The sequence below is a fragment of the Streptomyces sp. NPDC107765 genome (genome assembly GCF_055657085.1).
The window spans coordinates 916619-931642 of record NZ_JBVKBL010000002.1; the positions used below are offsets into that span (position 1 = coordinate 916619).

At 72.1% G+C, this 15024-nt stretch carries 12 protein-coding genes and 1 rRNA gene; all 13 read right to left on the reverse strand.

Going from position 1 to position 15024, the window contains the following annotated elements:
- Positions 1-9: 9 nt before the first annotated feature.
- Positions 10-780 carry a 3-oxoacyl-ACP reductase family protein gene (locus ACZ7MX_RS08560; RefSeq protein WP_472130519.1) on the reverse strand — a complete coding sequence of 257 codons (771 nt, stop codon included), beginning with the start codon at positions 778-780 and terminating at the stop codon, positions 10-12.
- Between the two features lie 9 nt (positions 781-789).
- A complete protein-coding gene (locus ACZ7MX_RS08565) occupies positions 790-3675 on the reverse strand; it encodes an aminotransferase class III-fold pyridoxal phosphate-dependent enzyme (protein WP_472130521.1) in 2886 nt (961 codons plus the stop codon).
- A 21-nt stretch (positions 3676-3696) separates the two neighbouring features.
- Positions 3697-5100, reverse strand: a complete 1404-nt coding sequence (locus ACZ7MX_RS08570) for a beta-ketoacyl synthase N-terminal-like domain-containing protein (protein WP_472130523.1) — start codon at positions 5098-5100, stop codon at positions 3697-3699.
- Positions 5090-6376, reverse strand: coding sequence for a beta-ketoacyl-[acyl-carrier-protein] synthase family protein (locus tag ACZ7MX_RS08575; RefSeq protein ID WP_472130525.1), 1287 nt, complete (start codon positions 6374-6376; stop codon positions 5090-5092). The genes ACZ7MX_RS08570 and ACZ7MX_RS08575 overlap by 11 nt, the downstream gene beginning before the upstream one ends.
- Positions 6373-7551, reverse strand: coding sequence for a beta-ketoacyl synthase N-terminal-like domain-containing protein (locus tag ACZ7MX_RS08580; protein ID WP_472130527.1), 1179 nt, complete (start codon positions 7549-7551; stop codon positions 6373-6375). The genes ACZ7MX_RS08575 and ACZ7MX_RS08580 overlap by 4 nt, the downstream gene beginning before the upstream one ends.
- Before the next feature lie 8 nt (positions 7552-7559).
- Positions 7560-8864, reverse strand: a complete 1305-nt coding sequence (locus ACZ7MX_RS08585) for a beta-ketoacyl-[acyl-carrier-protein] synthase family protein (RefSeq protein ID WP_472130529.1) — start codon at positions 8862-8864, stop codon at positions 7560-7562.
- Positions 8865-8912: 48 nt separating this feature from the next.
- On the reverse strand, positions 8913-9491 hold the full coding sequence (locus ACZ7MX_RS08590; RefSeq protein WP_472130531.1) for an acyl carrier protein: 579 nt from the start codon (positions 9489-9491) through the stop codon (positions 8913-8915).
- A gap of 690 nt (positions 9492-10181) precedes the next feature.
- The gene (locus tag ACZ7MX_RS08595; protein ID WP_472130533.1) at positions 10182-11384 is read right to left on the reverse strand and encodes an NAD(P)/FAD-dependent oxidoreductase; all 1203 of its coding nucleotides are present in this window, start codon (positions 11382-11384) and stop codon (positions 10182-10184) included.
- Positions 11385-11387: 3 nt separating this feature from the next.
- Entirely contained in the window at positions 11388-11582 is a 195-nt protein-coding gene (locus ACZ7MX_RS08600) for a ferredoxin (RefSeq protein WP_199816484.1), read from the reverse strand.
- Positions 11583-11626: 44 nt separating this feature from the next.
- Positions 11627-12805: a cytochrome P450 family protein gene (locus ACZ7MX_RS08605; protein ID WP_472130535.1), complete on the reverse strand. Its 1179-nt coding sequence runs from the start codon at positions 12803-12805 to the stop codon at positions 11627-11629.
- Positions 12806-12847: 42 nt separating this feature from the next.
- Entirely contained in the window at positions 12848-13495 is a 648-nt protein-coding gene (locus tag ACZ7MX_RS08610) for a TetR/AcrR family transcriptional regulator (protein ID WP_472130537.1), read from the reverse strand.
- Entirely contained in the window at positions 13492-14553 is a 1062-nt protein-coding gene (locus tag ACZ7MX_RS08615) for a saccharopine dehydrogenase family protein (RefSeq protein ID WP_472130539.1), read from the reverse strand. Before ACZ7MX_RS08615 ends, ACZ7MX_RS08610 begins: the two co-directional genes overlap by 4 nt.
- A gap of 204 nt (positions 14554-14757) precedes the next feature.
- A 5S ribosomal RNA gene (gene rrf / locus ACZ7MX_RS08620) occupies positions 14758-14874 on the reverse strand.
- Positions 14875-15024: the final 150 nt, after the last annotated feature.

Below are 15024 nucleotides of genomic sequence, written 5' to 3' on the forward strand. Positions count from 1 at the left end.
GTGGTCCCCTCACGCCATCTTCAGGCCGCCGTCGATGTGGAGCACCTCGCCCGTCGCGTACGTGTTGCGCGGGCCGGCCAGGTACGCCACGGCGTCGGCGATGGTCTCGGGTTCGGCGTAGGACTTCACCAGCAGCCGGCGCATGATCTCGTCCTCGCCGTGGCTGCGGATCGCGTCGGTCATCTCCGTGTTGATGACGCCGGGGGCGACCGCGTTGACCAGGATCCCGCGGGACGCCAGCTCCACCGCCATCGCCTTGGTGAACGCCTCCAGGCCGCCCTTGGCCGCCGCGTAGTTGGACTGCCCGCGGCCCGGCTTGGAGGCGGCCGACGAGGAGATGTTGACGATCCGGCCGTAGCGCTGACGCATCATCAGCGGCGCCACGGCCTGGACGGTGAGCATCGGCGCGACCAGGTTGGTGGCCAGCACCTGCTCGATGTCCTTCAGGCTCTGGTTGACCAGCAGCTCGTCGCGGGTGATGCCGGCGTTGTTGACCAGCACGTCGATCCGCCCGAAGGCGGCCCGTACGCCCGCTACCAGCTGCTGCGGCACGTCGGGGTCGGAGACGTCCCCCTGGAAGAGCTCGACGCGGCGGCCGAGTGCGGCGATCTGCTCGGCGGCCGCTTCCGCCTCGCGGGTCGCGCTGCGGTAGTTAAGCGCGATGTCCGCGCCGCCCTCCGCCAGTTTCAGGGCGATGGCCCGGCCGATGCCCCGGCTGCCGCCGGTCACCAGCGCCACCTGGCCTTCGAATTCCATGTTGTCCTCCCGCAGGTCCGTCACGTCCGGTCCTCAGACCGAGTGGGCGCTCTTGTAGTCGGCCAGCCGCAGCCCGTGTGCCTCGGCCAGCGCCGCGATGTCGATGACCTGTTGGCGGCTGATGTTCCCGTACGAGTAGTGGTGGGTGAGGCCGGCCAGGCCCATCAGCGCGGTCTCCGCCATGCAGGCGAACAGCTGGCCGGCCTCCAGGAAGGCCCGCGCCGACGGGTGCAGGCTCTCGCCGTTCGGGGTGGCGACGATCCCGCCGAGCATGTACGCCAGGTCCGGCCGCTGCTCGGGCACGCCCGGCACCACGTTGTTGGGCACCGCGATGTCGCAGATCACCGCGCCGTCGGCGAAGTGCTCGCCGGTCAGGAACGGTTCGGGGCTGTTGGAGGCGGCCAGCACCAGCTGCGCCTCGCGCAGCGCCGCGCTGTCCTGGGTGACGGTCAGGAACGGGTCGCTGCCGTACCGCTCCGTCAGGTACTCGGCGATGGCCCGGCCGCGCCCGGCGTCGTCGCCGCCCGGCCCCTCGGCCAGCCACTTGGTGATCAGCGGCTCCTCCGCGAGCCGCGCCGGGATGCCGGCCAGTTCGCCGCCGGCCGCGATCCGCGACCAGCACTCCTGGTAGATGCCGTGCACCGTGTGGGCCAGCCGCCGGGCGGAGCCGTCGCGGCGGCTGCCGACCAGCACGATCCGGCCGAGCCGCTCGGCGAACAGCTGGCTGTAGACCGACGCGATGTTGCCGGCCGCACCGACCACGGCCAGCGTGGCGTCCTCGACCTTCCAGCCCCGGTCGGCCGCGCCCCGCTCCATCGCCTGCACGCCCATCGCCACGGTCAGCGCGTTACCGCTGGTCAGAGCGATGCCGGGGACCTTCAGCGAGGTGCAGTTGTGCGTGACGATCGAGGTGTACATGCCCAGGCCGGCCACCGCGCAGCCGTCCTCGCGGGCCGCCTGCACCCGCTCCTCGATGTCCGCGCGGATCCCCGCCACGTCACCGGACGCCAGGTAGCCGCCCATCTGCTCCGACGACACCATCAGCGGGTACAGCGCGAACTCCACGGCGCTGCCCAGCGGCGAGTCGATCCGTACGCCCGGATAGGGCGCGGCCTTCTTGACCGGGTCCATGCCCAGCACGAACGAGCGCAGCGCGGCGTCGCTCAGGTCGGCGAGCGCCGGGTCGACCTGCCGCAGGTGCGCCGGTTCGATCAGGTGGTTGAGGAACGCGACCTTGCGCACCGGCCCGGTCACCGGCCGCGGCGCACCCTGCTCGTAGCCGGGCAGCGCGCCCCGGAAGTCCCGGATCTCGGCGCGCGGCTTGGGGATCCGGCGGTCGCTGGCCGGGTGGACCAGGTGCAGCGTGTCCTCGTAGCGCAGGATCCGGCAGAGCCGGGTGAGCGCCCCGCGCAGCTGCTCGATCTCCTCGTCGGTGAGGTACGCGGACGGCTGGATGCGCAGCACGTTGCCGGCGCTGCCGGTCGGCGCGATCCGGATGCGTTCCTGCCGCAGCAGGTAGCCGGAGAGGAGATAGCCCAGCGACCCGGTGTAGGCGCTGCCGCGCAGCACCATCGAGCGGGCCCCGCCCTGGTCGCGCAGCTGCACGCCGAGGAACAGGCCCTTGCCGCGGACATCCTCGATGACGTCGGGGTAGGCGGCCTTCAGGTCCTCCAGCATCGCGGTGAGCTTCTCGCCGCGCTCGGTGACCTGCCGGTAGAGCTGTCCGTCGCCGGCCTCCAGCAGCTCGACGACCTTGCGGGCGACGGCCGAGGAGAAGTCGTCCATGGCGAACGTGGAACTGTGGATGATGTCGAACTCGCCCTGGTAGAGCGACTTCCGCACCAGCATCGCGGAGATCTTCGCGAGGCCGCCGCCGAGCGACTTGGACAGCGTGTAGTAGTCGCCGCGCAGTCCGATCAGCGAGCTGGCGAGGAACGCGCCGCAGCGGCCCAGGCCGCTCTGCACCTCGTCGATGATCAGCGCGGTGCCGACCTTGTTGCAGAACAGCCGGATGGCCCGGCCCTGTTCGACGGTCAGCGCGTGGATGCCGCCCTCGCCCTGCACCGGCTCCACCAGGAACGCGGTGATCACCGGCAGGTCCCGCTCGACGACGTGGACCCGCCCGCCGTCGGTCTCGACGTCGAGCAGCGTCACCCGCTCCTCGGCGGCGATGTCGTCCAGCAGCTCGGGCCGGTCCATCGGCACGAACCGCACCCGCGTCCCCAGGTTGGCGAACGGCGCCCGGAAGCCGCTGTTGTACGTCAGCTGGACGCTGCCGACGAGCTTGCCGTGGAAGGACCGCTCCAGCGCCAGGAACAGCGGCCGGGTGGCCAGCGCCGCCGCGTTGTGCGCCCCGACCGCCGCCAGCAGCGCCTCGATGCCTTGGCCCTCCGGCGCGCGCTCCCGCACCGCGGCGGCGCGGAAGGCGTCCTCGTCGACGACGGCCTCGCCCCGGCCGACCGCCTCCCGCGCCCGCTCCACGTTGGCGGCGACCGTCCCGGCGAGCTCCATGACGGCGCGGACCCGGACCAGCTCGGCGTGTTTGACGGCCGCCTCGACGGCCTCGGCGCCGCTGTTGCCGAACGTCGCGACGTACGGCTCCTTGACGGCAGTCTCCCGCCGGACGACGTCGCTGAGCGCGGCGCCGAGCCGGCCGGCCTCCTCCCGCAGCGAGAACTGGGCGTGCACGGCCCGCCGCTGGTCGAGCAGCTCGTGCGCATGGGCGACGATCTGCGGATGGTTGTGGCCCAGGATCAGCGAGCCGTAGCCGCCCATCAGGTCCAGGACGGGCACCTCGGCGCCCTGCTCGTCACGGTGGTGGAGGGTGTTGCCCTCCGCCCGGACGTACTCCACGTCCAGCCCCAGGGCGGTGAAGATCCGGCCCATCTGAGGCTGCACGAACTCGGTGAACTGCGACATGTGTTGGTGTCCCCTCGTGCGTCAGTCCGTGTGCGGCCGCTGGGCCAGCAGGGCGCCGGCGAACCCGTTGAAGGTGCTGTGCAGACTCAGCACGGAGTCGATCCGCCGCTTCCTGGGCGCGCCCATGACGAAGTCGGTGCCGTCGTCCGGCGGGGTCCGCAGATGCGCGATCTGCGGCAGCTCCCCGGTGGCGAACAGGTGCGGCGCCAGGGCGAGTTCGGCCAGCGGCCCGGCGGCACCGAGGGTGCCGGTGACCGGCCGCAGCGAGCCGACCGGCACCCCGCTGTCCTTCAGCAGCGCCCGCAGCAGCTCCGCCTCCGCGGCGTCGTGCCGGACCGTGCCCTTGCCGTCGGCGAGGACGGCACCCAGCGTGTCGGGCGTCAGACCGTGCTCGGCCAGCAGCCCGCGCGGGCCCTCGGCGAGCGCGGACGGGCCCACGCCGCTGTCCACCGCCGGCCGCAGCGCCGCCCCCAGGAACGTCACCAGCGGCCGCGCCCCGCGCGCCACCGCGTCCCCGGCCCGCTCCAGCACCAGCGCCACCGCACCCTCGGCCAGCACCGTGCCGTCCCGCTCCGCGTCGAAGCTGCGCAGCGCCGCCCCGTCGGAGCCACCGGGCGTCAGATGGCCGGCGCGGTACTGCGCGGCCAGCTTCAGCGGCTCGTTGTAGCTGCCGGCGCCGACCACCAGCGCGGTGTCGCAGGTCCCCTCGCGCAGCGTGAAGGCGGCCCGCTGCAGCGCGCCCAGCGCGGCCCCGGCGTCCTGGACGAACGCCGCACAGTCCCCCCGGAAGCGCTGCGCGATGCTGATCAGCGCGAGGGTGTTGTTGTTCAGCGCCCGGATGACGGTGAACGGGTTGAAGGTGGCCGCGTTGCCGAACGCCTCCGCCACCAGCCGCGTCATGCTCACCCCCGCCTCCGGCGAGTGGTCCGTCCGGGCGTTGTCCAGCGCCTTGTGGAACGCCGCCGCGCTCAGGTCGGTGGAGTCGTCCTGCGCCACGTACAGCCCGCGCCGCTCCTCCGGCACCTGCTGCCAGCTCTCCCCGGCCGCCGCCATCGCGTCCTGCGCGGCCAGCACCGCGTTGAACGTGAACGGCGTCCCGAACTTGCGCAGCTTGTGCGGGACGCTGTCCCGGCTCTCCTCCTGGAGCGCCTCGGGCACATGCCCGAAGTGGCTGATCTTCCGGGTCCGCACGTACGGGTCCCGGTACGGCGACAGCGCCGGCTGCGCCTGCCGCCAGGCCGACCACAGCGCCTCCGGGCCGCGCCCGGTGGGCAGCACCGCGCCGATGCCGGTGACGACGACCGCGTCGGGGTCGAAGGACGCAGAAGAGACGTCGGGGGTGTCGGAGGCGTGGGGGGTGTGGGGGTCGGTGTTGTTGTCGTGGAGCTCGTCCGAGGGGTTCGTACTCGGGAGGTCAGTCGTCATAACCGCGTACCACCAGACTGGCGTTGAGGCCGCCGAAGCCGAAGGAATTGCTCACTGCCACCGACACCTCCTGGTGCCGGGCCTTGTCCGGGACGTAATCGAGATCGCAGGCCGGGTCCGGGTTCGTGAGGTTGAGCGTGGGGGGCACGATGCCGTCGCGCACGGACAGCACCGTCGCGATCAGCTCGGGCGCGCCGGCCGCCGCGATCAGATGCCCGAGCATCGTCTTGTTGGCGGTCACCGCCAGCTTCCGGTAGTGCTCGCCACCGGCGAAGACGTCCTTGATCGCCCGGGTCTCGATCGGATCGTTCAGGGGCGTGGACGTGCCGTGCGCATTGACCGAGTCCACCGCCTCGGGGGCCACCTTGCCGTCGGCCAGCGCCCGGCGCATCGCCAGCGCCGCGCCCGCGCCGTCCGGATGCGGCGCGGTGACCTGATAGGCGTCGAGGGAACTGCCGAACCCCGCCAGCTCGGCGTAGACGGTCGCGCCCCGCCGCCGGGCGCTCTCCTCGCTCTCCAGCACCAGCATCGCGGCACCCTCCGCGGCCACCAGACCGCTGCGGTCCCGGTCGAAGGCCCGGCACAGCCGGTCCCCGAACAGCTCGGACGTGGACGGCGCCCCCAGCAGGTGCAACCCGGTCATCGTGGGCAGGTTCAGCACCGAGTCGGCGCCGCCCACCACCATCGCGTCCACCTCACCGCGCCGGATCATCCGGAACCCGTGCCCGATGGCGTGCGTGGCGCCCGCGCAGGCGGTGCTGAAGTTCAGCGCCGGGCCGCGCAGCCGGTGCCGGGCCGCGATCCCCGCGGCCAGCGCGTCATTGGTGCAGAACAGGCCGCTGGACCGGTCCAGTTCGTCGCGCCGCGCGTACAGCGCCTGCCAGCTGGGCTGCCCGTCCTCGCCGAGGGCCGGCAGCAGCTCCAGCGGATCGCGTTCCGGTACGCCCGAGCCGACCGCGGTGCCGATCCGGCCCGCCGGCCGCGCACCGTCCCCGGCCGTCAGACCGGCGTCGGCCAGCGCCTGGCCGGCCGCCGCCAGCCCGAACCGCACCCGCCGCTCCAGCGGCTCCGCCGGGTCCGCGTCGGCCCCGTACCGCGCCGCGAACGCCGCGTCGTCGACCGGCGCCGCATAGCGCACCGGGAAGTCGTCCACGCCCGGCGGCTGCCAGCCACGGATCGCCGAGCGGCCCTCGCACAGGCCCTCCCACATGGTCTGCCAGTCGAGCCCCAGTCCGCAGACGGCACCCAGTCCGGTCACCACGACGCGGCGGCTCATGATCCGGCTCCTTCCAGTACGACGGCACACACCTGACCGCGTGCGCCGCAGGCCAGCACCAGCGCCCGGGAGACCGGCAGCGGCTCCTCGCGGACGGTTTCCCCGTCGTCCGCGAGGAGCCGCCCGGTGGCCAGCCCGTGCAGCGCCAGCACCCCGTGGGCCAGCGGATGGGCGGGCCCGAGCACACCGGTGGCGCGCTCGGCCCCGCCCACCGCGGGCCATCCGCCGGCCGGCCCGAAGACCTGGCCGAGCGCGGCGCGCTGGGCCTGTTCGCCGGCCGCCGTCCAGCCGGCGTCCGGCAGCACCCAGCCGATCCCCGCGGCGTCGGTACCGGCCATCGCCAGCGCCGCCCGCACCGCCTCGGTGAGCGCCTCGGCACGGTCCGCACCGTCCGCACCGAACCCGCGCCCGTAACCGGCCAGCCGCACCGCCGGCCCGTCCTGCGCCGCCGGTACGTCCTCGGCGCGCCGGGCGACCAGGAACGCGGCCCCCTCCCCGGGGGCGGCACCGGTCCACCCCAGCTCCTCGTACTGCGGGAACAGCAGCGGATGCACCTTCGGGCTGACCGCACCGATGACGGCCGCCTCGTTCTCGCCCTCGGCGACCGAGAGCACCCCGTCGACCAGGGCCGCAAGGCCCGCATCGGAGAACGGGGAGTACGCGGCCATCGCCCCGGTCAGCCCGAACGTCGCCGAAATGTGCGCGGCGGCCGTGCTGTTGAGGTGGGACAGCCCGCTGAACGGCGGGACCTCCCGGCCGTAGAGCGCCGCGACGGCACCGGGCGAGTCGTCCGCCGCCCGCCGCAGACCGTCGAGGGCGGAGAACCGCAGCAACTGCTCGTCGACGGTGGGCAGTCCCAGGTACAGACCCCAGCCCTCACCGCCCACCGGGCCGGTCACCGAGGGTCCGGTCAGCGCCAGCCGCGCCCCGTAGAGCGCCATCCGGGCCTGCTTCTCGGAGGTGCGCAGCACCCGTCGGTGCACCCCGAGCGTCGCCGCGTCCGGGTCGTCGACGAGGAAGGCGGTGCCCGCGCCGGGCCAGGCGTCCGCGAGCAGTTCGTAGGGCCGGCCGGTGTCCTTGCCGGCCACCAGGGCCTCCCACAGCGACGCGGGGTCCGCGCCCGCCGCGGTGTATAAGCCGGGTGCGGTCAACCGCACCGCATCGAGGTTCGTCATCGCTCCGCTCACCCCGCCTGCGCCAGGATCAGCGAGCAGTTCTGCCCGCCGAAGCCGAAGGAGTTGGACAGCACCGCCGTCACCGGCGTGTGCCGCTGCTCGGTGACGATGTCCAGGCCGGCTGTCACCTCGTCCGGCTCGTGGAAGTTCAGGGTCGGCAGCACCGCCTGCCGCTGCAGGCTGAGCACGGACAGCACCGCCTCGGCCGCCCCGCTGTTCGCCAGCGAGTGGCCCATGGCGGACTTGTTGCCGGTGACCGGGATCCTGCCCACCCGCTCCCCGAACACGGTGTGCAGCGCCGCCGCCTCACAGGTGTCGTTGGCCTCGGTCGAGGTGCCGTGCGCATTGACGTGGTCGATGTCGTCCGGGGTCAGCCCGCCGTCCGCGAGCGCCGCCCGGATGCAGGTGGCGTAGTCGGAGCCGTCGCGGGAGCTGGACGTCATCTTCACCGCCTCGGTCACCCCGGCGTAACCGGCGACCCGGGCCAGCACCCGGGCGCCCCGGGCCTCGGCGTGCGCCCGCGACTCCAGCACCAGGAACGCGGCGCCGTCACCGATGACGAACCCGGAACGGTCCTTGTCGAACGGTCGGCTGAGCTCCGCCGCGTCCCGCTCCCCGGCGGGCGCCAGCGCACCGATCCCGTAGAACGCGGCGACCGAGGACAGCGTCGTCAGGCTCTCCGCACCGCCGGCCAGCGCCACGTCGAGCGTGCCGCTGCGGATGTAGCGGTACGCACTGCCGATGGCCATCCCGCCCGCGGCACAGGCGTCCGCGTGCGTCTCCAGCACCCCGGCCGCACCGAACCAGTCGGCCAGCCGCGCGGTGGCGGTGTCCGGCTGGACCCGCTCGTACCGCCGCGGGTCCGGCCCGCCCGCGTCGAGGTAGCCGTCCAGGTCCAACGCGCCCGCCTCGAAGTCCACATGACCGGCCAGCGAGACGAGTTCGGCGGGCTCCATCACCATGCGGTTGCAGGCCAGAAAGACACCGCCGCGCTCGGACACGAGGCGCCGCGGCAGCCCGCTGCGCTCCCAGGCCTGGGCGGCGGCGTGCCAGGCGAGCGTGCCGGCCGGCCCCAGCGGGCCCGCCTCCGGCGGCACCGCCTCCTCCAGGGACCGCCGCACCTCGGGGTCGATGTGGGCCGAGACGGCGCAGGGCACGCCCCACTCCTTGTGGAGCGGGTGCTCGGCGATGAGGGTGTTCCCCTGCGCGAGATGGTCGAACAGCGCCTCGGGGTCGGTCAGTCGACCGGCCACCAGGCCGATACCGGTCACCACGACCTCATGACCGGCCCCGGTGGGTATATGGGGGTTCACTTGCTTTCCTTTCGCACGTCGAACGGCTTCGGCGGCGGCCGGCTCGGGTCAGCCGACGGGCTGGGCGTGCCCCAGGGCGGCCAGCGCCGCACGGACGCCCTCGGCCATCACCTCGTCACCGGCGGCCGGCTCCAGCGCGGCACCGCAGCCGGCGCACTGGACCTTGCCGGACGGCGCGATCTGCGCCTTGTCGGCGGCGCACTCGGTGCAGACCTCGGGCAGGTGGTCGAAGATGCGGTGGGTGAACGCGGCCCAGTGCGCGCTGGTGGCCGCCGCGGCGACCTCGTACGGGCGCATCCCCGCGTGCACCTGCTCCTCGCTGTAGCCGAACGCGCTGCGCCGCAGCACCTCGGCGGCCAGCTCGGAGATCCCGCCGCGCTCGTCGTAGAGCTGCTCCGACCCGCCGAGCGCCGACGCCAGCTGGTCGAGCACATTGGACTTGGGCAGTGCCACGCCGAGCTTGGTCTCCATCTCGAAGCGGAATTCGACCAGGTCGAGGGATTCGGCCCCGAGGTCGGAGACGAGGGTGGCGTCCGCGGTGATCTCGTCGACGCTGCTGCCCAGCACCTGCGCCAGTCCCTCGCGGACGATGTCGTGGATCCGGTCTGCCTCGTAAGGGTTCTGCATGGTTCTCTCCTCGTTTCGTAAGCACTCTGCACGCCACCTTTTACCGGCCATGGAAAATGCTGGAAAACGGCAGCGGAAATTACCTGGCGGCACGTTTCGTCGACCGGCCGAAAACCGGCAGGAAAGTGCGGTGAGAGGACATGACTGAGCCCACGGCGGTTTTACGCAGAACGGCTTCGCAAAGCCGGAATGAATTACCGGAAAACCGTCGGAAAATTCTGCTCAGTACGCCCGGCAGGAGGCGGCGGCCGGCAGCGCGGCACACTCGGCCCTGGGCCGCTGAACGCCGGGGCACTCTCCCGGGAAACGGGAAGCCCGGCCACCTGACGTCGTTACGGAAATTGCTTCAGACATCGCTTCAGACATCGCTGAACGCGTGACACATGCCATCCCCCGTAGCAAATGATCCCCCCGATACCTGCTTACACAGGAACAGGCCGCAATACGTCGGCGACCACCTCGTCGTGGCCCACCGAAAGAACCTGCACCGCCTCTCCCGGAGGCGCGATAAAAACGTTACCAGAGCTCCCCAGAAGCGTCACGGAAATGTGCGATAGGTCACGTGACCCAATCTCTTCCCCGCGGGGTCAACTCAAAAGGTTCCGTGGTAATGAAAAACTTAACGTGGGATTCACATACCCGCGGGCCTGTTTTCCGTTCCGGGCGCCGCCCGAAAACCGACCCGGCCGCCTAATTCAACCGCCGCGCATACCCCGGCAGCAGCTTCCCCTGGTTCACACTCACCGCACCCACCAGTTGCTCGCCCCGGTAGTGCGCCACCAGCACCGCCCCCTCCGCCGCGGACCCGGCCTCCACCACCTCCCGGTCACCCGTCCCCGGCAGCCCCACCGACCGGATCCGCAGACCGAACGCCGCCGTCCAGAACGACGGCACATGCGCATACGGCTCGGCCGCCGCCGGCCCCGCCAGCAGATTGCGCCCCGCCAGCTCCCCCTGCGCGGCCGCATTGCTCCAGTGCTCCAACGGAACCGGCCCCTCCGCCGTCCGCACCGCCTCGCACCACGCCGCGTCCCCGGCCACCACCACCGCCGGATCCGCCGCACCCGCGCCCGCCGTACCACCCACACCACCCGCGGCCCGCGCGAACAGCCGCTCGTCACAGTGGATCCGCCCGGACGGCAACGCCAGCCCCGACCCCGCCAGCCACCCCGTGGCCGGCACCATCCCGATCGCCACCACCACCAGCGCCGCGGACACCTCCGCCCCGTCCGCCAGCACCACCGCCCGCACCCGGCCGTCCCCGGCCGCCGCGAAATCCCGCACGCCCACGCCCAGCCGCAACGCCACGCCCGCCCGGCCCGCCGCCTCCGTCACCACCTGCGACACCGTGCCGCCCAACGCCCGCAACGGCGCACCGAACGGCTCCACCAGCGTGACCTTCACCCCCAGCCCGCTCAGCGACGACGCCAGCTCCACCCCGACGAACCCGGCACCGACGATCACCACCTCATCGGCCCCGCCGTCCACCTCGGCCCGTAACCGCCGGACGTCCGCCAGCCCCCGCACCGTCAGCGCCCCGCCCGGCACCCCGGCACCGGGCCACTCCCGCGCCCTCGCACCCGGCGCCAGCACCACCCCGTCGTACGGCAGCTCCGCACCATCGGCCAGCCGCACCCGCCGCCGCTCCCGGTCCAGCCCGACGGCCGCGGTCCCCCGGATCCAGCGGGCGCCGAACTCGCCGTCGCCCGCCAGCCGGATGTCGTCCCCGGTCATCGTCCCGGCCACCACCTGCTTCGTCAGCGGCGGCCGGTCGTAGGGCAGTTCCCGCTCGTCCGACACCACCGTCAGCCGGCCGTCGAACCCCCCGTCCCGCAGCGCCCCGGCGGCCCGCACCCCCGCCAGGCCCGCCCCCACCACGACGACCTCACGCAACGCTCAGGCCCCCTCGACCACGAGCGCCCGCACCGGACACGCCCGCACCGCGGCGGCCACCTTGCCCGCCAGGCCCTCCGGCACCTCCGGCGCCACCACCAGCTGCTCGTCGTCATCGAGCGTGAACACCTCGGGCGCCACCAGCGCACACTGCCCGAGCCCGTCACACACGTCCCGATCGACCCGGATCTCCACCATCCCGCTACCCCCCACCGTTCCCACTCCCGTCCTCCGCCGACCCGTCAGCGCGCATACCGCAGCGGCAGCTCCACCAGCCCCCGGATCGCATCCGACGGCAACCACCGCACCTCCTCCGCCGGCACCGCCAGCTCCAGCGTGCCGAACCGCCGCAGGATCTCGGTGAGCGCGATCGTCGCCTCCTGGCGGGCCAGCCGCTGCCCCAGGCAGAAATGCGGACCCACCCCGAACGACAGATGCTGCGCGGTCGCCCGACCCAGGTCGAACGCATGCGGATCGGCCCGCACCTCGGGGTCCCGGTTCGCCGCGTTCAGCAGGAACCGCACCAGCTCCCCCTTACGGATCACCACCCCGCCCGCCTCTACGTCCTCCAGCGCCACCCGGTTCACGGTCGTCATCGCCGACCCCCGGAACCGCAACGCCTCCTCCACCGCCGCACCGACCAGCGACGGATCCGCCCGCAGCGCCGCCAGCTGCTCCGGATGCGTCAGCAGATCGTGCAGCGCATTGGCCAGCAGATTCGTGACCGTGTCATGCCCCGCGATCAGCAACACCGCCGCGAACGACGACAGTTCCTCATCACTCAGCGCACCCCCGTCCTCGAACCGCGCCGCGATCAGCTCACTCAGCAGATCCTCGGTCGGCCGCTCCCGCTTCGCCCCGATCAGCCCGATGCAGTACCCGAACAGCTCCGCGGCCGCCGACTGCATCGCCTCCAGCGACGGCGCCGCCGAGATGTCCATCGCCCACTGCCGGAACGGCTCCCGGTCCTCCGCCGGCACCCCCAGCAGCTCGCAGATCACCTCCAGCGGCATCGGATACGTGAACTCCTCGATGAAGTCCGCCGTACCGCGGTCCCCCAGCTTGTCCAGCAACTGGTCGGTGATCTCCGCGATCCGCGGCTCCAACTGCCGCACCGCCCGCGATGCGAACGCCGCGGTCACCAGCCGACGATGACGCGCATGATCCGGATCGTCCTGCTCCAGCAGCATCACCGCCAACCCCGGCACCAGCGCACCGTGCGGCGCATGCCGGTGCACGTCGTTGGACAGCCGCGGATCACTCAACAACTCCCGCGTCAGCGCCGCCCCGAGCACCGTCCAGGTCTCCTGCCCGTTCAACTGCCGGGTACGGATGATTCCGTGGCTCTTCGCCAGCCGGTCCAGCTCCTGCTCCAACCCCGCCGTCGACGCCAGCTCGGCCAGATCCACCACTACGGTCATGACGTACTTCCCCCTGATTCCCCCTGGTTGACCCCGGAACGCTCAGTCCCGGAGCAATTGCACGGCAAACTGCGCCAATTGCGCATCCATCGCGGACGACCGGCTGCCGGCGATCCCCGACCGCATCAGCGCCGCCCCCTCCACCAGCGCCACGAACGTCTCCGCCCGCGCCCGGCAGAACTCACCCGGCCAGTCCGGCCGACCCTGCTGGACGTACGCCTCCACATGGGCCACGTACTTCCGGTAGAACTCCCGCACCACGGTGGCGATCTCGTCGTCCCGCGCCGCCAGCGCCCACACCTCGACATACAGCCGGACCAGCTGCGGATCCTCCTGCTCGGCCAGGACCACCCCGACCACCTCGTCGGGGTTCGTGTGCCCCTCCGACAGCTCGATGGCCGACGGGTCGTCCCGCACCATCCGCAGCCCGGTCGTCTCCGCCAGCCGCTCCAGCGAACGCTCCAACGCCCGCTCCAGCACGGACTTGATCAGATCGGCCCGGGTCGGGAAGTAGTGCTGCAGATGCCCGACCCGCACCCCGGCCTCACCGGCGATCGCCCGCAACGAGGCATCCGCCCCCTTGGCCACCAGCACGGCCTCGGCCGCGTCCAGCAGACTCGTCCGCCGGATGCTCCCCTGCCGCGTCAGCGTCGAGCCCTTCCCGGCCCCGCCGTCCTTCTCCTCGCTCATGACAGCTCGACCCCGACGCCCGCCTTCTCCAGCGCCGCCACGACGTCCTGCGGCACCGGCGTCATCTCCGGGAACACCACCCCGCGCGGCGCGGCCGCCCCGTCCTCACCCAGCACCCGGCGCAGCCCCAACAGCCCGCCCAGCGCCGTCAGATGGGCCTGCCCGGCCGGATCCGTCAGCACCGCCGTACGCCGCTGCCCACCCCGCCCGCGCACATCGATCCGCAGGCACGCACTGCCGCCCTCGCCCGGCGAGTACAGCATCGAACGCCGCGTCGACTGGAACTTCTCGCCACGCCCCCACCGGAAGAACCCGGTCTTCTTCAGCGCCAGCAGCGTCGACGTCGACGAGTTGGCACTGAACCCGATCCGCGTGAGGGCGGTGTCCACCCCCAGCACCAGCGGCAACGTGAACTGCTCGGGCGTGTCGATCCGCGCGACCTTCGTCCGGTGCTCCCCGATGGCCACATAACCGGCCCCGGACAACGGCATGATCATCCGCCGCTGACCGCCCTCGGTCACCTCGTAGTCCAGCCCCAGCCGGTCCATGAACTCCACCGAGTCCGTGCCCGCCCGGTCCTTCAGGTCGTACCGGATCGCGATCTCCACCGCCGACGCCCCGCCGACCTCGGCCGCCAGCGCGGCCGCGACCAGCGCCGTCACCCCGCCCATCCAGCTCGACGACAACAGCACCGGCGCCTTCGGCGGGTGCACCGCCGCCACCGCCACCGCCCGCTGCAACCGCGCCGTCCACCGCGTGATGTCCACATACGGCACACCACCACGGAGCGCCGCCAACAGCACCCGGTCCTCAGGGTCGTTGACCGTACTGATCACGGCCCGCACCCTCGCCGAGAACGGCTCCGGATCACTCAGATCCCACCGCCGCACCGACGCGCCGACCTCCTCGGCCAGCGCCTGCCCACGCTCCGGCGTACGCCCCGTCAGGAGCAACGGCCACGAACCCGCCGCCAACCGCGCCAAATCCCCGCCAACGGTCCCGTAGCCGCCCACCACAAGAACCGGGCCCGTCACATCAAGCTGGATGTCATCGTCCACAACCCCGAGACTAGGTCACGCGACCTAGAAACACAACGACGATCTACGTCACACACGTCCGCCAGCACCACGACCTGCCACCGCACCCCCACGCCCCGGCCCGCCGGCCGACGGTCACACACCCACGCAACGCTCCCTGAAACGCAAAAAAGCCTCGTCCCGAGTTGAATTACTTCAACTCGGGACGAGGCTATTTCAAAATTTGTTCGGCGGCGTCCTACTCTCCCACAGGGTCCCCCCTGCAGTACCATCGGCGCTGAAAGGCTTAGCTTCCGGGTTCGAAATGTAACCGGGCGTTTCCCTAACGCTATGACCACCGAAACACTATGAAGTTAACCAACCGGAGCATGACTCAACGGTCGTTACTTCAGAACCTACACAGTGGACGCGAGCAACTGAGGACAAGCCCTCGGCCTATTAGTACCAGTCAACTCCACACCTTACGGCGCTTCCATATCTGGCCTATCAACC

Coding starts and splice junctions, on each gene's coding strand:
- ACZ7MX_RS08575 (WP_472130525.1), bottom strand. CDS start 6,376: ATGAGCCGCCGCGTCGTGGTGACCGGACTGGGTGCCGTCTGCGGACTG.
- ACZ7MX_RS08610 (WP_472130537.1), bottom strand. CDS start 13,495: ATGAGCGAGGAGAAGGACGGCGGGGCCGGGAAGGGCTCGACGCTGACG.
- ACZ7MX_RS08570 (WP_472130523.1), bottom strand. CDS start 5,100: ATGACGACTGACCTCCCGAGTACGAACCCCTCGGACGAGCTCCACGAC.
- ACZ7MX_RS08565 (WP_472130521.1), bottom strand. CDS start 3,675: ATGTCGCAGTTCACCGAGTTCGTGCAGCCTCAGATGGGCCGGATCTTC.
- ACZ7MX_RS08590 (WP_472130531.1), bottom strand. CDS start 9,491: ATGCAGAACCCTTACGAGGCAGACCGGATCCACGACATCGTCCGCGAG.
- ACZ7MX_RS08600 (WP_199816484.1), bottom strand. CDS start 11,582: ATGGTGGAGATCCGGGTCGATCGGGACGTGTGTGACGGGCTCGGGCAG.
- ACZ7MX_RS08580 (WP_472130527.1), bottom strand. CDS start 7,551: ATGACGAACCTCGATGCGGTGCGGTTGACCGCACCCGGCTTATACACC.
- ACZ7MX_RS08605 (WP_472130535.1), bottom strand. CDS start 12,805: ATGACCGTAGTGGTGGATCTGGCCGAGCTGGCGTCGACGGCGGGGTTG.